Annotated in this window: 15 protein-coding genes; 5 read left to right on the forward strand and 10 right to left on the reverse strand. The window is 67.5% G+C overall.

Features of this window, described 5'->3' with window-relative positions; all coding sequences use genetic code 11:
- Positions 1-318: 318 nt before the first annotated feature.
- Positions 319-1,581 carry an imelysin family protein gene (locus GU920_RS18470; protein ID WP_161768588.1) on the reverse strand — a complete coding sequence of 421 codons (1,263 nt, stop codon included), beginning with the start codon at positions 1,579-1,581 and terminating at the stop codon, positions 319-321.
- Positions 1,582-1,761: 180 nt separating this feature from the next.
- Here GU920_RS18470 and GU920_RS18475 point away from each other — a divergent pair, with 180 nt between their 5' ends.
- The 3 genes from GU920_RS18475 (at position 1,762) to GU920_RS18485 (ending at position 8,019) form a co-directional block, all read left to right on the forward strand.
- Positions 1,762-3,498, forward strand: a complete 1,737-nt coding sequence (locus tag GU920_RS18475; protein ID WP_235933412.1) for an alpha/beta hydrolase — start codon at positions 1,762-1,764, stop codon at positions 3,496-3,498.
- A 196-nt stretch (positions 3,499-3,694) separates the two neighbouring features.
- Entirely contained in the window at positions 3,695-4,867 is a 1,173-nt protein-coding gene (locus tag GU920_RS18480) for an efflux RND transporter periplasmic adaptor subunit (protein WP_161768589.1), read from the forward strand.
- A gap of 11 nt (positions 4,868-4,878) precedes the next feature.
- Complete coding sequence (locus tag GU920_RS18485) at positions 4,879-8,019, forward strand: efflux RND transporter permease subunit (RefSeq protein ID WP_161768590.1); 3,141 nt, start codon at positions 4,879-4,881, stop codon at positions 8,017-8,019.
- Positions 8,020-8,040: 21 nt separating this feature from the next.
- On the opposite strand, the gene GU920_RS18490 is transcribed toward GU920_RS18485, so the two are convergent.
- The 9 genes from GU920_RS18490 to GU920_RS18530 form a co-directional block, all read right to left on the reverse strand.
- Entirely contained in the window at positions 8,041-9,048 is a 1,008-nt protein-coding gene (locus tag GU920_RS18490; protein WP_161768591.1) for a serine hydrolase domain-containing protein, read from the reverse strand.
- A gap of 113 nt (positions 9,049-9,161) precedes the next feature.
- Entirely contained in the window at positions 9,162-10,067 is a 906-nt protein-coding gene (locus GU920_RS18495; RefSeq protein WP_161768592.1) for a fumarylacetoacetate hydrolase family protein, read from the reverse strand.
- 41 nt (positions 10,068-10,108) lie between these two features.
- A complete protein-coding gene (locus GU920_RS18500) occupies positions 10,109-11,086 on the reverse strand; it encodes a 2-dehydropantoate 2-reductase (protein ID WP_161768593.1) in 978 nt (325 codons plus the stop codon).
- Between the two features lie 21 nt (positions 11,087-11,107).
- Positions 11,108-12,640 (reverse strand): acyl--CoA ligase, encoded by a 1,533-nt coding sequence (locus GU920_RS18505; RefSeq protein ID WP_161768594.1) that lies wholly within the window; start codon positions 12,638-12,640, stop codon positions 11,108-11,110.
- A gap of 35 nt (positions 12,641-12,675) precedes the next feature.
- Complete coding sequence (locus GU920_RS18510) at positions 12,676-13,431, reverse strand: ABC transporter permease (protein WP_161768595.1); 756 nt, start codon at positions 13,429-13,431, stop codon at positions 12,676-12,678.
- A 3-nt stretch (positions 13,432-13,434) separates the two neighbouring features.
- Positions 13,435-14,232: an ABC transporter ATP-binding protein gene (locus GU920_RS18515; RefSeq protein WP_161768596.1), complete on the reverse strand. Its 798-nt coding sequence runs from the start codon at positions 14,230-14,232 to the stop codon at positions 13,435-13,437.
- The gene (locus GU920_RS18520; protein ID WP_161768597.1) at positions 14,219-14,980 is read right to left on the reverse strand and encodes an ABC transporter permease; all 762 of its coding nucleotides are present in this window, start codon (positions 14,978-14,980) and stop codon (positions 14,219-14,221) included. The genes GU920_RS18515 and GU920_RS18520 overlap by 14 nt, the downstream gene beginning before the upstream one ends.
- A gap of 78 nt (positions 14,981-15,058) precedes the next feature.
- Positions 15,059-16,021: an ABC transporter substrate-binding protein gene (locus GU920_RS18525; protein ID WP_201744250.1), complete on the reverse strand. Its 963-nt coding sequence runs from the start codon at positions 16,019-16,021 to the stop codon at positions 15,059-15,061.
- Positions 16,022-16,109: 88 nt separating this feature from the next.
- Positions 16,110-16,784, reverse strand: coding sequence for a FadR/GntR family transcriptional regulator (locus GU920_RS18530; RefSeq protein ID WP_161768598.1), 675 nt, complete (start codon positions 16,782-16,784; stop codon positions 16,110-16,112).
- Positions 16,785-16,963: 179 nt separating this feature from the next.
- Here GU920_RS18530 and GU920_RS18535 point away from each other — a divergent pair, with 179 nt between their 5' ends.
- Positions 16,964-17,647, forward strand: coding sequence for a fumarylacetoacetate hydrolase family protein (locus GU920_RS18535; RefSeq protein ID WP_161768599.1), 684 nt, complete (start codon positions 16,964-16,966; stop codon positions 17,645-17,647).
- 177 nt (positions 17,648-17,824) lie between these two features.
- Positions 17,825-20,047: an NADP-dependent isocitrate dehydrogenase gene (locus GU920_RS18540; RefSeq protein WP_161768600.1), complete on the forward strand. Its 2,223-nt coding sequence runs from the start codon at positions 17,825-17,827 to the stop codon at positions 20,045-20,047.
- The last annotated feature ends 8 nt before the right edge of the window (positions 20,048-20,055 follow it).

The raw sequence follows: 20,055 nt of genomic DNA on the forward strand, positions 1-20,055 counted from the left end.
GGCGGGCTTTTGGCGTTGATGGGGGGCGTGTGGGGGCGTGTGGGGGCGAGAGTGTGGGGTCAGGGATAGGGGCCGGAAAGGGCGTGGGGGGTGGATCGGGGGGCGGGGCAGGATGCGGGGGGCGAGATGGGCGAGCCTTTATTCTGGGCGGGGGCGAGTGCGAGGCAGACGGGACAGGGGCCAGAATAGGGGTCAGGATAGGGGCGTTTTGGCGGGTCGGCAGGCGGGGTGGCAGGCTGGAGTAATGATGGGCGGGTCTTTTGCGCGGGCGGGGGCGGCGGCTTGCGCGCGCCGCCCCGGTTCGGTGCGTTTGGGCGGTTACTGGAAGACCGCGTCGGGATTGTCGAGGCTGTCGGAGCCTTCGATGGCGATGCCATCGAGACCGAGCGCAGCGATGACGCGTTCGATGGAGCGGGTCTGGGCGATCAGGCCGTCCACCCCGCCCATGATCAGCGCCTCGCCCCCGGCATTGCCGGGTGCCAGCATCTCGTCATAGGCGAAGCCCGCTTCGGCGGCGGTCTTGATGCGTCCGAGCGCGAGGACGGCATCGGTGAGGCGGGCGCGCATCTCGGCATCCAGCGCGGGGTCCTTGGCGGCCACCAGATCCGAAAGCGAGGGGCCGGAAACGGTGGTGCCATCGGTGCGGGTGTAGCTGCCCAGATAGACCGAGCGGATGCCCACGCCGTTGTAGAAGTGATCGTTGTGGGTGTTGTCGGCGAAGCAGGAATGTTCTTCCTCGGGGTCGTTCAGCATAAGGCCGAGGCGCATGCGTTCGCCCGCCGTCTCGCCATAGGAGAGGCTGCCCATGCCGGTGAGGATGGCGGCGAGGCCTGCGGTTTCGTCGGCCATGAGGGCGGCGCGGGCGGCGCCGTCATCGCCCCATTGCGCGACCATCCAGTCCAGATCGCTGACCAGCAGGTCGGTCGCTGCCGCGAGATAGGCGGCGCGGCGGTCGCAATGGCCGCCGGTGCAGGCGGCGCCGCGGGCGAAATCGGTGGCGGGGCGCGCGCCCGCGCCATCGCCATGGCCGTTCAGATCCTGCCCCCAGAGCAGGAATTCGATGGCGTGATAGCCAGTGGCGACGTTCGCCTCTACCCCGCCTGCCTCGTGCAGGGTGTCGCGCAGGAGGGCGGGGGTGATGGCGGTGGCGTCGATCTCTGTGCCCGAGAGGGGGAAGGTGGGGTTGGCGATCACGTTCAGGGCGGCAAGCTGGTTTTCGTCGGTCGGGCCGCCATAGCCGCCATCGACATAGTCGATCAGGCCTTCGTCGAGCGGCCAGGCGTTCACGCCGCCTTCCCAGTCATCCACGATGGGATTGCCGAAGCGAAACACCTCGGTCTGCTGATAGGGGACGCGGGCGGCAAGCCATGCGTTGCGGGCGGCGGCGAGGGTGGCATCCGACGGGGCGGCGATCAGCGCGGCGGTGGCCTGTTGCAGGGCCTGCGCGGCGGCGAGGCTGTCGGCGTAGTTGGCGGCGGCGATGTCGGCATAGGTGTCGAGCACGGCGGAGGCCTCTTGCGCGGGGGCGGCCCCGGCGAAGGCGGCGGTGAGCGCCGTGCCGGCGAGAAGCGTGCGGATCATGGTCTGTCCCTTTGTCTGATGTCCGGCCGTGGGGGCCTTTGGATGTTGCGGGAAACTTACTGATTTACTCGGAATATGCAATGTCTGAGTTTTTTGATCGGTAAATCGTGGGGCGGGTAGGGTGGGTGGTTCGGGGGGCGGTTGGGGGGCGGTGCTTTCGGCCTTTGTCTTTTGGCGGGAATGGGTAACGCTGTGGGCGAGTTGGGGGGCGTGGAGAGGGAGATGGGGATGCGCCGCGTTCTGGCCGGGCTGATCGGACCTGCGTCGCTGCCGGGGGTTGCGCTGGGGCTTTTGTTCTTTGCCGCGTCGCTGACGCCATCGCTGATCCCGCGGGGGCCGGAGGTGCAGGGGGTGCTGGGCGGCGTGGTGATGGCGCTGGGCTATCTGGGCTGGCAGGTGGTGGCGCTGATCTGGCGGGCGGCGGACATGCCCTGTCTGCGGGGGCGGGCGGCGGCGGTGGTGTCGGGCGTGGCGGTGGTGGCGTCGGGCGGGCTGTTCCTGTGGGTGCTGGGGGCGAGCCTTGGCTGGCAGAACGCGCTGCGGGCGAAGATGGGCATGGCGCCGGAAGAGGCGCTGGGGCTGGCCACGATCCTTGGGCTGGCGGCGGGGGTGTTTGCGCTGTTCTTTCTGATGGGGCGGGCGGTGGCGGGGATGTTCCGCGTGATCCGGGGGCGGCTGTACCGGGTGATGCCGCCGCGGCGGGCCAATCTGTTTGGCGTGATTGCGGTGGTGGTGATCCTGTTCGTGGTGACGCGGGACGGGATCGTGGATCGGGTCGTGCTGGCGCTGGACGAGAGTTACGAGGCGGCGCAGGCGCTGTTTGACCGCGCGCCGCCGCCGCCTGCGGAGGCGCGCAAGACGGGAAGCGCGGCCTCGCTGGTGGATTGGGCGGCGATGGGGGCGCCGGGGCGGGATTATGTGACGGGCGGCCCGGATGCGGCGGCGATCGCGGCCTTTACCGGGCGGCCCGCGCTGGAGCCGATCCGCGTCTATGTGGGGCGCGCCAATGCCGAGACACCGCGCGCGCGGGCAGAACTGGCGCTGGCCGAATTGCAGCGGCAGGGGGCGTTTGCGCGCCAGGTGCTGATCGTGGCAAGCCCGACGGGGACGGGATGGATGGACCCGGGCGCGATGGACCCGGTGGAATACATGCATGGGGGCGATATCGCCACGGTGACGGTGCAGTATTCCTATCTGCAATCGCCGCTTGCGCTGATCCTTGAGACGGATGCGGGGCTGGCGCAGGCGACCGCCCTGCAGGAAGTGGTGCATGGCTATTGGAAGACGCTGCCGCCCGAGGCGCGGCCACGGCTTTATGTGCATGGCTTGAGCCTTGGGGCGTGGTCGTCGATGTATGCGACGAACCTGTTCCGGCTGCTGGATGATCCGATCCACGGGGCGTTCTGGGCGGGGCCGCCCTTTCCGTCGGCCTTCTGGAATTACGTGCAGAACCAGCGCAATCCGGGCAGCCCTTGGGTGTTGCCGGTGATCGGGGACGGATCGCTGGTGCGCTATGCGTCGGCAACCGCCGATGGTTCCGGGGCTGGCGGTGCGGGTGCCGGGGGGTCATGGGGGCGGATGCGGATCATGTTCCTGCAATATTCCAGCGATCCGGTGGTGTTCTATGATCCGGCATCGCTGTGGCGGGCGCCGCCCTGGATGCGCGAGGCGCCGGCGGCGGACATGTCGGATCATTTCACCTTCATGCCGGTGGTGACGCAGTTCCAGTTGGCGCTGGACATGACGCTGTCCTTCGGGGCGCCGCCGGGCCATGGGCATGCCTATTTCGCACGCGACTATATCGGCCCCTGGGTGCAGGTGACCGATCCCGAGGGTTGGACCGCCGCCGATACCGCGCGGCTGATCGCGCGCTGCGGGAAGGCCATGGGAGAGGGATGTCAGGGCGTGGCCGAGTGATCGGGGGGGTGATCCGGGGCGCGGGGTGGCGGCGCGGATGCCCAATTCCTGATCGCGGGGGGCCTTTCTGCCGTGCGATGACACCATCGTGAGGTTATATCAGGTGCCCGAGGGTTGCGCGCCGCGCAAACTGCGGCACTTCTTCGCGCAATCTTTTGGCTTTCGGTGATCCGACCCCGATTTGAGGATTTGCAGCATGGCGATGTGGAAGCAACTCAGCCTGAGTGTTGTCGTTCTGATCGCGGCACTGATCGGATCGGCGGCGCTGCTGCCTGCGGCGAATCTGGCGTTGCGGGGGGTCGGGCTGGGGCCGGTGCTGGATCTGGTGGGGCTGGCTGCGCCCGAGGCGGAGAGCGCGGAGGGTGGCGGGCGCGCGGCGGGCGCGGCGCCCATGGTGGTGGCGCGGGCGCCGGGCGAGGCGCGCATCGCGGACCGGGTGGCGGCGATCGGCGACGGGCAGGCCATCCGCGCGGTGACCGTGCTGCCCGAGACGCCGGGCCGGGTGACAGAGGTGCTGGTGCAATCGGGGCAGCGTGTGCAGGAGGGCGATGTCCTGTTGCGGCTGGACAGCGAGGCCGAGACCATCGCGCTGGAGCGCGCGCGGCTGATGCAGGACGATGCGCGGGCGGCGCTGGAGCGGTTGCAGCAGTTGCAGGGATCGGGCGCCAGCACGGCGGTGCAGTTGCGAGAGGCGGAGCTTGCGCTGCGGCAGGCCGAGCTTGAGGTGCGGCAAGCGGAGTTCGATCTGTCCTTGCGCGAGATCCGGGCGCCGGTCGCGGGCTGGATCGGCATCCTGAACGCTGAGGTGGGGGCGCAGGTGACCACGACGACCGAGATCGCCGATATCGACGACCGTTCGGTGCTGCTTGTCGATTTCCGTCTGCCAGAGCGGATGGTGGGGCGGATCGCGCCCGGCGATCCGGTGACGGCAGAGGCGCTTGCGGGTGGGCTTGGGTCGATCACGGGCGTGGTGAGCGCGGTCGACAACCGGGTGGATCTGACGAGCCGGACGCTGCGGGTGCAGGCGCGGCTGGAGAACGGGGATGATCGGCTGCGGGCGGGGATGTCGTTTGCGATCTCGGTCGATCTGCCGGGGGAACCGGCGCCGGCGGTGGACCCGCTGTCGGTGCAGTGGAGCCGGGACGGCGCCTTTGTCTGGGTGGTGCGCGACGGGGCGGCGGAGCGGCTGTCGGTGCGCATCCTGCAGCGGTCGGAGACGGCGGTGATGGTGGAGGCCGATTTCCTGCCCGGCGATCTGGTGATCGTGGAGGGCGTGCAGGCGGTGCGCCCGGGCGCGCCGGTGGAGGTGCGGGGCGAGGCGGCGACGGCCGGGGCAAGCGAGGGCGCGGTGACGCCTGCCAAGCTGTGACGGGGGGCGGGATGAACCGGACCGAACGCAACGCACATCTTTCCGGGACGGCGCTGTTCATCCGCCGGCCGATCCTTGCCTTCGTGCTGAACGCGCTGATCGTGATCGCGGGGGTGGCGGGTTATCTGGGTGGCGAGGTGCGGGAACTGCCCGAGGTGGACCGCCCGGTCATCACGGTGAGCACGGATTATCCCGGCGCCGCGCCCGAGACGATCGACCGCGAGATCACGTCGGCGATCGAGGGTGCGGCGGGGCGCGTGGCGGGGGTGAGCGACATCTCGTCCAGTTCGCGGTTCGGGCGCAGCCGGGTGACGGTGGAATTCTCGACCTCGACCGATCTGGATGTGGCGGCGACCGACATGCGCGATGCCATCGCGCGCATCCAGAACGACCTGCCCGAAGAGGCCGATCCGCCCCGGATCGTGAAGGCCGATGCCAATGCCGAGGCGGTGATGCGGCTGTCGCTGACATCGCCGCAGCGCAGCCCCGAGGAGCTGACGCAACTGGCGGAGGATCTGGTGGAGGAGCGGCTGTTGTCGGTGGAGGGGGTGGCCGATCTGCAGATCTTCGGCGACCGGGCCGAGGTGTTCCGCATCGACATCAACATGCAGCAACTGGCGGCGCGGGGCCTGTCGCTGGCCGATATGCGCGAGGCGGTGGCGACGGTGTCCTTTGACGCCCCGGCGGGATCGCTGGCGTCGGAGTCGCAGTCGCTGGTGGTGCGGACGACGGCGGCGATCAATTCGCCCGAGCAGTTCGAGGCTATCATTCTGGGCGACGGGGTGCGGCTGGGCGATGTGGCGCAGGTGAGCCTTGGCCCGGCGCTGGGCGAATCCATCCTGCGGTCGAATGGCGAGGCGGGGGTGGGTTTGGGCATCCTGCGGGCGGCGGCGTCCAACACGCTGAGCATTTCGGCCGATGTGAACGCGGCGGTGGCCGAGTTGCAGCCCCTGCTGCCCGAGGATGTGACGCTGCGGGTCACGTCGGATGATGCCACTTTCGTGGCGGGGGCGCTGAACGAGGTGGTGCTGACGCTGATCATGTCCACGGTGATCGTGGTGGCGGTGATCTATGCGTTCCTGTTTGACCTGCGGGCGACGCTGGTGCCTGCCGTCGCGATGCCGGTCGCGCTGATCGGGACGCTGGCCACGATCTATATGGCGGGGTTCAGTATCAACATCCTGACGCTGCTGGCGCTGGTGCTGGCGACGGGGATGGTGGTCGATGATGCCATCGTGGTGCTGGAAAACATCGTGCGGCGCCGGTCGGAAGGGATGGGCGCGCGGGCGGCGGCGGTGCTGGGGACGCAGCAGGTGTTCTTTGCCGTGGTGACGACGACGGCCACGCTGGCGGCGGTCTTCGTGCCGCTGTCCTTTCTGCCCGGCGAGGCGGGCGGGCTGTTCCGCGAGTTCGGCTTTACGCTGGCGATGGCGGTGCTTCTGTCTTCGGTCGTGGCGTTGACGCTGTGCCCGGTGCTGGCGAGCCGTGTGTTGAAGGAAGAGGCGGCGGGGGCAAAGGCCGCGGGGGATGCGGCGCAGGGGCCGTTCGTGAAGGCCGGGGCGGCGCTGTCGGGAATGTATCGGCGCAGTCTGGAGGCGGCGCTGGCGGTGCCGGTGGTGGTGGTCGTGGGATCGGCGCTGTTTGCCGGGGCGGCGGTGCTGGCGGTGGGGACGATCCGGCAGGAACTGACCCCACCCGAGGACCGGGCGACCGTGCTGATGCGGGTCGAGGCGCCGCAGGGCGTGTCGCTGGACTATACATTTGGCAAGATGCGCGAGGTGGAGGATGCCATCGCGCCCCTGGTCGAGGCGGGCGAGGTGCGCAATGTCTTTGCCATCGCCGGATCGGGCGGGGCGGCCAATGCGGGCTTCATGGTGCTGACGCTGGCGCCGTGGGGCGAGAGGGAGCGCAGCCAGCAGGAGATCGCGGGCGAGATCAACCGCAATGTGGGGCAGGTGATCGGGGTGCGGGCCTTTGCGATCCAGCCCAACAGCCTGCGCATCCGGGGCGCGGGGCAGGGGTTGAGCTTTGCGCTTGTGGGGCCGAGCTATGAAGAGCTGTCCGATCAGGCGGGCGCGCTGGTGGAGGCGATGGAGCAGAACCCGGCCTTCGGGCAGGTGCGGCTGGGCTATGACACGACGCAGCCGCAGCTGTTCATCGAGGTGGACCGGGAGCGGGCGTCGGATCTTGGGATCAGCATTGATGGCTTGGGCGAGGCGCTGCAGGCGGTGCTGGACGGGCGCACGGTGGGGACGGTGTTCATCGGCGACCGGAGCCATGACATCCAGATGATATCGACCGCCGATCCGGTGAACGACCCCAGCGATCTGGAGCGCATCTTCATGCGGTCGGCCTCGGGCGAGAATGTGCCGGTCTCGGCCTTCGTGCGGCTGGAGGAGCGGGCGGTGGCGCCGGAACTGGGGCGCGAGGCGCAGCAGCGTTCGGTGCCGATCACGGCGGGGCTGACGCCGGAGCTTTCCCTGGGGCCTGCGCTGGCGGAGGTGGAGCGGCTGGCGGCGGATATCCTACCGCCCGGAAGCCGGATCGTGCCCCTGGCCGAGGCGGCGGCGCTGAACGAGACGGGATCGGGGCTGTTGATCACCTTCGGTTTTGCGATCCTGATCGTGTTTCTTGTGCTGGCGGCGCAGTTCGAAAGCTTCATCTCGGCCATCATCGTGATGTCCACGGTGCCGCTGGGGCTGGCCTGTGCGGTGTTCGCGCTGATCCTGAGCGGGGGGAGCCTGAATGTGTATTCGCAGATCGGGCTGGTGCTTCTGGTGGGGATCATGGCGAAGAACGGCATCCTGATCGTGGAGTTCGCCAACCAGCTGCGCGATGCCGGCAAGGGCGTGCGCGAGGCGATCCTTGAAGGATCGGTGATCCGGCTGCGCCCGGTGATGATGACCATGGTTTCCACCGTGCTGGGTGGGGTGCCGCTGATCCTGTCCACCGGGCCGGGGGCGGAGGCGCGCGAGGCGCTGGGCTGGGTGATCGTGGGGGGGCTGGGTCTGGCGACGGTGGTGACGCTGTATCTGACGCCGGTGGTCTATCTGCTGCTGGCGGGGTGGTCGGTGCCGAAGGCGGCAGAGGAGGCGCGGCTGCGGCGCGAGTTGGACGCGGCCACGGGGGAGGGGTCGGTTCCGGCGGAATAGCGCCGGAACCGGGGTCATGGATCAGGCCAGAGCCAGAACCGGGCCGTCGATGAGGCGCATGAGGGCGCCGAAATAGCCCTCGGACCGGGCGGGTTGTGTCGGGTCCGAGGTGATGGCGAGGGCGAGGCCGCGGTCGGGATGGGCGGCAATGACCTGCCCGCCATAGCCGCGGGCGATGATCCAGCCTGTATCGCTGAGAAACCAGCCGAGCCCGTAGCCGAGGCCCGAAAAGGGCGAGCGGGTCTGCACCTGCCGCGAGGCGGTCACCCAGTCGGGGGCGATGACCTGTGCGTCCCCGTAGCGGCCGTTGTCGCGCATCAGTAGCGCCACGCTCAGCATGGCCTGCGGGGTCAGCGCCATTTCGTTGCCGCCGAAATGGAAGCCCTGCGGATCGCGGGTCCAGTCGGGGATGTCGATGCCCAAGGGTGCGCCCAGCCGTTCGCGCGCCAGATCGCGCAGCGTGGTGCCGGTGGCGGTGACCAGTGCCGCGCCCAGCACATGGGTGGTGCCGGTGGAATAGATCATGCGCCCGCCATTGGGCGCGATGCGCGGCTGGCGCAGGGCATAGGCGACCCAGTTGGGCGATGAGACCCAGGCCCCATAATTGCCGCCCGAGGTGCCCTGCAACCCGCCGCGCAGGGTGACGAGATCGTTCATCGTCAGATCGGCCACGCCTTGGGTGGCGTCGGCGGGGATCAGATCCGGGGCGACATCGCCGAGACGGGCGGAAAGCGACGGCACCTCGCCCCGCGCGATGGCGGTGCCGAGGAGCAGGGCGAGCAGGCTTTTGGAACAGGATTTGATGTTGGCCGCGCGGTCAAGGCCGCGCCCGCGCGGGGCTTCGGCGAGGATCACCTCATCGCCGCGCTGCACGAGGATGGCATGGAGTTGCGGCAGGTCGAGCGCCGCGCGGCGCAGGTCGGCCACGGCATCGGTTTGGGCGCGCAGGGGGTGGGCGCGCAGGAGCAGGGGCGCGGCGAGGCCGCCCATCAGGGCGAGGGTGAAACTGCGGCGGGCGAGGGTGGGCATGGGCGCGACCTGTGTTTGGGATCCGCGCCGAGAATGACCGCCCGAAGGCGCGCGGCAAGGGGGGCGCCGGGGGCAAGCCGGTCACACCCTGTCACATCCGGGTCACGTTCCTGTCAATGCGCGGTGGCGGGGGTCTTTGGCGCGGTTTGCAGGGGAGCGCGCACCTCGTCGTGCACGGGGCTGGCGCAGATGCCGATGCCTTCGATTTCCACCTCCACCACCTCGCCGGGGCGGAGCCAGCGGGGCGGCGTGCGGGCATGGCCCACGCCGGGGGGCGTGCCCATGGCGATCATGTCGCCGGGTTCCAGCGTGGTGTATTCCGACAGGGTGGCGATGGTGCGGGCGACGGACCACATCATGTCGGCGGTGTTGGCGTCTTGCAGGATTTCCGCACCCACGCGGGTCTGGATGCGCAGGCCGGTGGCGCCGGGGGGCAGTTCGTCTGGCGTCACGACGACGGGGCCGATGGCACCGGTGGCATCGAAGTTCTTGCCGGGCGTCCATTGATGGGTCTTGCGCTGATAGTCGCGGATGGAGCCGTCGTTGAAGACGGTGTAGCCGAAAACGTGGTCGAGTGCGCGGGCTTCGTCGATATGCCGCCCGCCGCGCCCGATCAGGACCATGAGTTCCGCCTCGTAATCCAGCCGTTCGGAACAGGCGGGGCGGATCATCGGCGCGCCTGCGGGCATGAGCGAGGACAGCGTGCGGATGAAGAGGGCGGGGTAGGTGGGGATTTCGTAGCCGCCTTCCTTGACGTGATCGACATAGTTCAGGCCAAGGCAGATCACCTTGCCGGGATGGGCCACGGGCAGGGCGGGCTGGATGGCGGTGACGGGCAGGGTGGGCTGGCCCATACCTTCGGCGCGGATGCGGGCAAGAAGCGCGGGATCGGTGATCAGGCGCATCAGATCATGGCCGATGCCGGGATGGGCCTGCGTCAGGTTGAAGGCGCGGTCACCCTGCACAAGGAAGATGGCGTTCGGTTTGCCCGGTTCGGGGGTGCCGACGATGAAACGCATGGGGTGCTCCTTCCATGTGGCGGCTTTGCGCCGCCGGTCGTTCAGTAAAGCCCGGCCACCCGCGCGCGCAGGGTGACGAGGGCGAGGACGGTGTCCACGGTGGGGGTGGGGGTGTCGGTGAGGCTACCGAGTTCCTGCACCGCGCGCACCAGCGCGTCGATCTCCATCGGGCGGTTGGCGGTCAGGTCCTGCAGCATGGAGGTGCGGTGCGCGCCCACGGCGGCGCCGCCGTCGATGCGGCGTTCCACGTCGATGGGGAAGGTGATGCCGAGCTTTTCAGCGATGGTCTGCGCCTCGATCATCATGTGGCGGGCGACGTCGCGGGTGCCGGGATCGGTGCAGAGCACATCGAGCGTGGCATGGGTCAGCGCGGAGATGGGGTTGAAGGAGAGGTTGCCCCAGAGCTTGATCCAGATTTCATCGCGCAGGCGGGGGCGGACGGGGGCCTTGAGGCCTGCCGCCTGCAGGGCCTGCGACAGGGCGGTGGCGCGGTCGGATTTCGAGCCGTCGGGTTCGCCCAGCGAGAAGCGGTTGCCTTCGATGTGGTGGATGGTGCCGGGTTCGCTGACCTCCGCCGCCGGGTAGACGACGCAACCCAAGACGCGGTCGGGGCCGAAGCCGTTCCATTGCACATCGCCGGGATCGACGCTGGCAAGGCGGGTGCCGTCGAGCGGGCCGCCATGTTTGTGGAAATACCACCACGGCACGCCGTTCACGCCATGGACCAGCGTGGTGGCGGGGCCGAAGAGGGGCTGCATCGCGCCGACAACGGGCGGGACGGAATGCGCCTTGAGCGTGAGGATGACGTAATCCTGCGGGCCGAGATCGGCGGCATTGGCGCTGGCGCGGACGGGCAGGGTGACGGGATCGTGGCCTTCCTCGATCAGGGTGAGGCCCTTGTCCTGCATGGCGGCAAGGTGGGGGCCGCGGGCGACGATGCTGACATCGGCCCCCGCCTGAACCAGCTTTGCGGCCATGTAGCCGCCGATGGCGCCCGCGCCGAAGATGCAGATTTTCATGGGTCTTTTCCTATCGCGGGATCAGGTGGCGGGTGCGAGCCCCAGTTTTTCGGCCAGCCCGATGCGTTGCAGCTTGCCCGTCGCGCCCTTGGGGATTTCATCCAGGATCACCACGCGGCGGGGCACCTTGAAATCGGCCATGCGGGTGGCGCAGAAATCGCGGATTTCGCGTTCGGTGGCGGTCTGGCCTTCGCGCAGGACGACGGCGGCGGCGACCTCTTCGCCGAGTTTCGGGTGGGGCATGGCGAAGGCCACCACCTGCTGGATCGCGGGATGGTCGAGCAGGATGCCGTCCACCTCGAGCGGGCTGATCTTTTCGCCGCCGCGATTGATGATTTCCTTCAGCCGTCCGGTGAGGCGCAGATAGCCTTCGTCATCGAGCGCGCCCTGATCGCCGGTGCGGAACCAGCGCAGGCCGTCGGCCATGAAGAAGTTCTTGCGGTTGGCCTCGGGGTTGCCCTCGTAGCCGGGGGTGACGTTCGGGCCGGAGATGACGACCTCGCCCGTGCCGTCGATCAGTTTGTCTTCTACCTCATGCGCGATGCGAAGAAGCGGGCCTGCGGCGATGCCGACAGAGCCGGGTTTCTGGGCGCGGGGCGGCAGGGGGTTGCAGGCCATCTGATGGGTGGCTTCGGTCATGCCATAGGCTTCGATGACCGGCGCATTGAAGGTGGCGGCCAGTTCCAGCATCACCTGCGCGGGCAGCGAGGCGGAGGAGGAGCGCAGGAAGCGCAGGGGGTTGGCGGCGATCACCTCGGCGTTGCGGGCGGCGCGCGACAGGATCGCCTGATGCATGGTGGGAACGGCGGTGTACCAGGTGGGTTTTACCTCGGCCATCTGGGAGAAGAATTTCAGCGCGTCAAAGCCCGGCGCGCAGGCGACCGAGGCGCCTGCGGCGAGCGAGGCAGAGACGGCGGCGATCAGGCCGTGGATGTGGAAGAGCGGCATCACGTTCAGGCAGCGGTCGGTGGGCGTGAGCGCGAGCGAGGTGAGGATGTTCTGGGCAGAGGCCGCGATATTGGCCTGCGTGAGCGGCACGATTTTTGGCCGCGAGGTGGTGCCCGAGGTGTGCAGGATCAGCGCGGTGTCATCCGGCCCGGGCAGGGTGGCAGGAGCCGGGGTGGCCGCGGCGGGGCCGGTCAGGCGGAAGGTGCCTGCGGGGGCGGCGGGATCGGCGTGCAGGCGCAGGATGGCCATGTTCAGGGGGGTGGCGGCGGCGAGTGCGGGGCCGTCATAGCCGTCCAGCACCACCAGCGCGCGGGCGCGCAGGTCTTCGAGGTAGAAGCTGTATTCGGCCTGCTGGTAGGCGGGGTTCAAGGGGGCGGTGACGGCGGCCTGTGCGATGGTGACGAAGGTGGCCGCCATGTCCGGCCCGTTGGGCAGCACGATGGCGACGCGGTCGGTCGCCCCGATGCCGAAGCCGCGCAACTGGGCGGCCACATCGGCGGAGAGCTGGCGCAGCCCCCCGAAGGTGAGCCAGTCCCGGCCCGGCGCGCCGATGGCGGGGGTATCCTCCCCGTGGGATGCAATCAGCGCGGCAAGGGTTCGGGTCATGTCAAGCCTCCGGAGGGCGGGGGCGCGGCTGGGGATCAGCCGCGCGAGGATGCGTAGTAGGATACCTTTCCTTCGAGATAGGCCAGAAACTCCGACAGGGCAAAGGCGAGGCCGAAGAGCACGATCAGCACGGCCCAGAATTCCGCCATCAGGAACTTGCTGGAGTAAAGCTCGAACAAGGCCCCGAAGCCCACGATCGAGATCAGGAGCTGGCCGATGATCACGCCCTTGACCGCGCGGATCACCCCGATGCGGACACCGCCCAGGATTTCGGGCAGGGCGGCCCAGAAATAGACCTTGAAGAAGGCATCGAGCGGCGAGGCGCCGAAGCTGCGGGCCATTTCGACCAGCGAGCGGTTGATCTGGCGCACCCCGGCGCGGGCGTTCAGGATGATGATCCAGATGGCAAAGAGCGAGGTGGTGATGATCACCGTGCGCGCGCCGAAGCCGAAGAGCACCATCAGCACCGGCACCAGTGCGGTGAGCGGGGCCGAAAGGAAGATGTTGACCCAAGGCAGCAGCAGTTCATCGAGGATGCGGCTTTTGCCCATCAGGATGCCCACCGGGATGCCGATTACGATGGCGAAGAACACGCCCGTGCCGAAGGCGGCTGCCGTGACGCTGAGCGCCTGCAGGAAGGCGGGCGTCGGCAGGAGCGAGACGAGGGTGGTCATCACCTCGGAGAACGGGGGGACGAAGAAGGTCAGCTGCAGCTGTCCCACCAGTTCCCACACCATCGCCCAGAGCAGGAGCGAGGACAGCGCGGGGAGTTTGTAGCCGAAGAGCGTCATGGCTTACTCCACATAGCTGCGCAGCGAGGCCCAGATCCCATCGACGATGTCGAGATATTCGGGATCGCGGCGGATGTTGTCCACGCCCTTGTCGCGGAAGCTGGAGGGGCGGATGATTTCCGACACGCGGCTGGGGCGGGGCAGGAGGATGGCGATCTGGTCGGAGACGTAGACCGCTTCTTCGATGGAATGGGTGACGAAGATGAAGGTCTTCTTTTCCTTCTGCACCAGTTCCAGCATGTCTTCCTGGAACTTGCGGCGGGTCTGTTCATCCACCGCGGAGAAGGGTTCATCCAGAAGCAGCACCTCGGCATTGACGGACAGGGCGCGGGCGAGACCCACGCGCTGGCGCATGCCGCCCGAAAGCTGATGCGGGAATTTCTGTTCGAACCCGGCAAGGCCCACGGCGGCGATGTATTTCTCGGCCACGGCTTCGCGTTCCGATTTGGCCACGCCGCGCAGTTCGAGCCCGAAGGCCACGTTGCGGATGACCGAGGCCCAGGGCATCAGCGCGAAGTCCTGGAACACGAAGGACCGGTCGGGGCCGGGGCCGGAGACGGCCTTGCCGTTGATGAGCACCTCGCCCGAGGTGGCGGGAAGGAGGCCTGCGATGATCTTGAGCAGCGTGGTCTTGCCGCAGCCCGAGGGGCCGAGGAGCGAAGTCAGTTCGCCGCGCGGGAAATCCAGCGTCAGATCCTTGAGCGCCTGAACGTCGCCATAGACCTTGGATACGTTGCGGACGGAGACGGCGCTGTCGGTGGCGGATGTGACGTGCCGGGCGTCTGGCTTAATCTGAGACATATCCACGGTTGTTCCCTTCAAAGAGCATGTTTTCGAGAGCTTCGAGCAGGTTCAGGAAGAGAACCGCGAGAAGGATGATGGAGAAGATCGCCGCATACATGCTGGGGTAGTCAGCGATGGAGCGGCTGTAGGTGATGATGTCGCCCACGCCCGTGGGCGTGATCTTGAGTTCTGACAGGATCGCGCCGATGAAGCCTGCCGAGACTCCGAGGCGCAGCCCCGAGAAGATGACGGGCGAGGCGGCGGGAAGGATGATCTTGAGCAGGACGTCGCGGTCGGCGGCCATGAAGGAGGTCGCCATCTCTTTCAGCGAGGCGGGCGTGTTGCGCACCGCGCTGGCGGTGTTCAGCACGATCACCGGCATGGCCATGATGCAGACGACAAAGACCTTGGAGGTGAGCCCGATGCCGTAGATCATCACGAGGATTGGGATGAGCGCGGCCAAGGGCGCGGCCTGCATGACGATGAAGATCGGCGCAAACAGCCATTCGAAACCCTTGGACAGGCCGATCCAGAGACCGAGCCCGATGCCGAGGACGGCCGAGATCGCCACCCCCACGACCAGCGGGCGCAGGGTTTCGGCATAGGCCACGAAGATCGTGCCATCGAATGTCATGCGCGCCAGCGCGGCCATGGATTCAAGGAAGGTGGGGAAGGCGTAGGAGATGGGGATATGGCCTGCAATCTCCCAGGCGCCGAAGACGATCAGGGCCGAGAGAAGCTTGAGCATGAGGGAGCGGTTCTTCATCGAGGACCCTTTGCAGCATCGGATGAAACGGAGGGTCTGGCCGCCACGCCGGATGCGGGCGGCGGCCAGAAGGGCGGGTTACTTCATCGCGGCGTCGAGCGGCGCGAAGTACCAGAAGTCATCGGGGTTGAGCGATGCGGGATCGCCTTCAAGCTGGCCCGCCATCGTGTACCATTCGAGATCGGCCATCGCCGCCTCGCGCCCGCCGCCGTTGGGATCATAGAGGCCACCGGCCACGGCTTCGCTGTAGAATTTGTCGATGCCTGCCAGAACCTCGGCCGGAAGCTGGCCGATGGGGCCGTTCGGATCGGTTTCGCGGCTGATGATCGAGGGGTCCTTGGACATGTCCGTCCAGACGCTGTGGAGGGCATCGACGAAGATGTTCACGGCTTCTTCGTTTTCCTGCATCCAGTCGAGATTGGCAAACAGCGCCTCGTCGCTGGCCTTCACCTCGAACATGGGCAGCGAGTTGAAGCGGTCGCCCGCCTCGGCGATGATCTTGTTGCGGTTGGACAGATCGAGGATCGTCGCCTCGGCCTGACCGGCGAGCATGGCCACGACGCGGTTGTCGGAACCCGGCACATAGGACCGTTCGCCGAAGGTGATGCCTTCGCGATCCTCGATCACGTTGGCGATGGAGTCGGTGCCGCCCGCGCGCGAGTGCAGCATGATCGGCACGCCGTCGAGATCCTTGAGCGTGGCGTAATCCTTGGTCGCGACCGGGAAGAAGACAAGGCGCGACAGTTGGAAGATGATGCGGACGGGCGCCTTGGAGCGCTGCATCACGGCGTAGGGGGTGCCGAAGGCGATGTCCATGTCGCCGCTGAGCACGGCCTGGATGGCCAGTTCTTCTTCGGCGAAGGCGGTCCATTCGTAATCGAGGCCCGCCTTCTTGGCGCGGTCGAGTGCGACGAAGAAGGCCGCCATTTCATCGGACGGCTGTTCGGCCAGCGCGATGCGGATGGTTTCGGCCTGCGCGGCGGTTGCGCCGAAGCAAGCGGCCATGGCGAGGGCTGCCAGGCTGGTGCGTAGGGTCTTCATGATTTCTCCTCCCTGAGAACTCAGTCCTATTTGGTCCGGCGCTGCGATCTTGGTGTCGCGTGGGTGGCCGGGGTGGTTCTTTCTGCTCTTACACCTCTCCGAAAAGGCGGCGCGCGACGGAGCCGATATGTTTGCGCATGGCGTCATGCGCGGCGGCGGGGTCGCGGTTGGCGATGGCTTCGGCGATCTGGTCGTGTTCGGCGAAGCTGGTGTGGTCGGGCGAGGGGTGGGCGGTGTCGCGCGACACGCTGCCCCAAGCGACGGCGCGGCGCACCTCGTTCAGGTGATCGAAGAGCGACAAGAGAAGCAGGTTGTCGGCGGCTTCGGCCACGGCGCGGTGGAAATTGTCGTCCTGGATTTCGTATTCGTTCCAGGTCGTGGCGGCCTTGGCCCGGTCGATGGCGCGCTGCATCCGGGTGAGGGTTTCGCCGGAGGCGTTGATCGCGGCTTCGCGGGCGATGGCGGGTTCGATGGCGAGGCGCGCGCGGATCATGCGGAAGGGCGTAAGCTGACGGCCCAGTTCGACGGCGGCGTTGGTGGGTTTGAGGGCAGTGTCTTCCGAGACGAAGGTGCCCTTGCCCACATGCCGCCAGATCAGACCGTCGCGTTCCAGCACATCGAGCGCCTTGCGGATGGTGGCGCGCGAGAGGCCGAGTTCTTCGGACAGCTGGCGTTCGGGCGGCAGTTTGCCGCCGCTGCCGAAGCCACCGTCGAGGATGTAGCTGCGCAGGCGCGTCACCGGGTCTGTCGTGGGAACATCCATGGACCATTCCTTGCGATTGGTTGACCAATCAGGCTCAGTTTCGAGTTATACATCAAAAAATCGCGATATCAATCCGAAATTGGTCTGATTGGCCGGGAATCTTTGGCGTAATGCGGGATTGATTTGAACCAATCCATGAGCTATGCAGCGACCAGTCCCTGCTCTGGAAGAGGTGAGAAATGGCTGATTTTGTGATCCCCGCGCCGGCGGTGCCGACGATTCCCGTCGAAGGTGGCGGCGCGTTCCCGGTGCGCCGGGTCTATTGCATTGGGCGCAATTACGCCGCCCATGCGGTGGAGATGGGCCATGACCCCGACCGCGAGCCGCCGTTCTTTTTCCAGAAAAACCCCAACAACCTGGATGCTTCGGGGCGTTTCCCCTATCCGCCGCACACCAAGGATGTGCACCACGAGGTGGAGTTGCTGGTGGCGCTGAAATCGGGCGGGACGAACATCAAGCTGGAGGATGCGTTGTCGCATGTCTACGGCTATGGCGTGTGCCTGGACATGACGCGGCGCGATCTGCAGGGCGAGGCCAAGAAGATGGGCCGCCCGTGGGAGATTGGGAAGGCGTTCGAGCTGTCCGGCCCGGTCGGGCCGGTGCAGCCGGTGGCGAAGGTCGGCCATCCCGACAAGGGCCGCATCGCGGTGACGGTGAACGGCCAGCCGCGGCAGGAGGGCGACCTGAACCAGATGATCTGGAAGGTGCCGGAGATGATTTCCTATCTGTCGGAGTATTTCGAGCTGCAGGCGGGCGATGTGATCATGGCAGGCACGCCGTCGGGTGTGGGTGCCGTGGAGCGGGGCGACGTGATGGATTGCGTGATCGACGGTGTCGGCACGCTGCGCGTGACCGTCGTCTGACGCGGCGCGCGGTCTGTGCTGCGGCGGGCGCGGCAAATGCGCGGCGCGGCACAGAGGCGCTTTCGTTTCCCGCTTAGTCTGACTAGGTTGCAAATCAAGGGGCGGCGCGCGGCAGGGCCGTGCGTCGCCCTTTTGCTTGGCCACGGGCCGTAACTGCAAGAGAACACAGGCTTTCCCATGACCGATCGACCGATTCCCGACATCATCTACACCAAGGTGGACGAGGCGCCGCAGCTTGCCTCGGCCTCGCTTCTGCCGATCATCCGGTCTTTTGCCGCGGCGGCGGGCGTGTCGGTGGGGGTGCGCGACATCTCGTTGGCGGGCCGGATCATCGCGGCCTTCCCCGAGCGGCTGACCGAGGCGCAGCGCCAGCCGGACGATCTGGCGGAACTGGGGGCGCTGGTGACGACGCCCACGGCCAATGTGGTGAAGCTGCCCAACATCTCGGCCTCGGTGCCGCAATTGCTGGCGGCGGTGAAGGAATTGCAGGGGCAGGGCTATGATCTGCCGGATTACCCCGAGGATCCGAAGACCGAGGCCGAGCGCGAGGCGCGCCGCCGTTATGACGCGATCAAGGGATCGGCGGTGAACCCGGTGCTGCGCGAGGGGAATTCGGACCGCCGCGCGGCGGTGGCGGTGAAGAACTATGCCAAGGCCAACCCCCATTCGATGGGGGAGTGGCGGCCCGACAGCAAGACGCGCGTGTCCACGATGTCGGGCGGGGATTTCCGGTCGAACGAGACTTCGGTCACGCTGAGCGCGGCGCAGGCGGGGGCGGCGCGGATCGAGCATGTCGCGCCCGATGGCACGGTGACGGTGCTGAAGGACAAGGTGACCTATCACGAGGGCACGGTGGTGGATGCCACCTTCATGTCGGTCGCGGCGCTGCGGACGTTCCTCGCTGAACAGATCGCGCTGTCGAAGCGCGAGGGGGTGCTGTTCTCGGTCCATCTGAAGGCCACGATGATGAAGGTGTCGGACCCGATCATCTTTGGCCATGCCGTGCGGGCCTTCCTTGCGCCGGTCTTCGAGGCGCATGGGCCGGCGCTGGCGGCGGCGGGGGCCGATCCCAATGCTGGGCTTGGCGTGATGCTTGAGCGGATCGCCGAGATGCCCGAGGGCAAGGCGATCCTTGCCGAGATCGAGGCGGTGATGGCCGAGCGGCCGCCGCTTTACATGGTGAATTCCGACAAGGGGATCACCAACCTGCATGTGCCGTCGGATGTGATCATCGACGCGTCGATCCCGGCGCTGATCCGGGCGGGCGGCAAGGGCTGGGGGCCGGATGGCAAGGCGCAGGACACCAATTGCGTGGTCCCGGACAGTTCCTATGCGGCGGTCTATGACGAGACGGTGGCCTATTTCAAGCAGACCGGCGCGCTGGACCCGGCGACGGCAGGCACGGTGCAGAATATCGGCCTGATGGCGCAGAAGGCCGAGGAATACGGATCGCACCCGACGACCTTTGAAATCCCGGCGGATGGCACGGTGCGGCTGATCGCGGCGAATGGGGATGTGCTGCATCAGCACAAGGTGCAGAAGGGCGACATCTGGCGCGCGGCGGCCACGCGAAAGGCACCCATCGAGGATTGGGTGCGGCTGGCGATTTCGCGGCAGAAGGCCGAGGGCTGCCAGGCGATCTTCTGGCTGGATGCGACGCGGGCGCATGATGCGCAGCTGATCAACTATGTGCGCCCGATTCTGGATGCGGCAGGGGTGGCGGACAAGTTCCAGATCCTTGCCCCGCGTGAAGCGACGCGGCTGTCGCTGGAGACGATCCGCAAGGGCGAAACCTCGATCGCGATCACGGGCAACGTGCTGCGCGACTATCTTACGGACCTGTTCCCGATCCTGGAGCTTGGCACGTCGGCCAAGATGCTGTCGATCGTCAAGCTGATGCAGGGCGGCGGGCTGTTCGAGACGGGCGCGGGCGGTTCGGCGCCCAAGCATGTGCAGCAGTTGATGGAAGAGGGCCATCTGCGCTGGGATTCGCTGGGCGAGTTCTGCGCGCTGGGCGAGAGCCTGAAGTTTCAGGCCGATCTGAGCGGGAACGAGAAGGCGCGCGTGCTGGGCCGGGCGGTGGATGTGGCCACGCAGGGCGTGCTGGATCATGACAAGTCGCCCAAAGGGCGGGTGGGCCAGACCGACAACCGCGACAGCCATTTCTATTTCGCGCTGTACTGGGCGCAGGCCTTGGCCGCGCAGAGCGAGGATGCCGCGCTGGCCGCGCATTTCGCGCCGATAGCCAAGGCCTTGGCCGAGAACGAGGCGAAGATCGTGGCCGAACTGGCGGCAGATCAGGGGAAGGCGGCCGATCTGGGCGGGTATTACCACACCGATCCGGCCAAGACGGCGGCGGTGATGCGGCCGTCGCCCACGTTCAACGCGATCATCGGCTGACCGTGAGC

This window comes from Paragemmobacter ruber (genome assembly GCF_009908315.1).
Taxonomy (GTDB): domain Bacteria; phylum Pseudomonadota; class Alphaproteobacteria; order Rhodobacterales; family Rhodobacteraceae; genus Paragemmobacter; species Paragemmobacter ruber.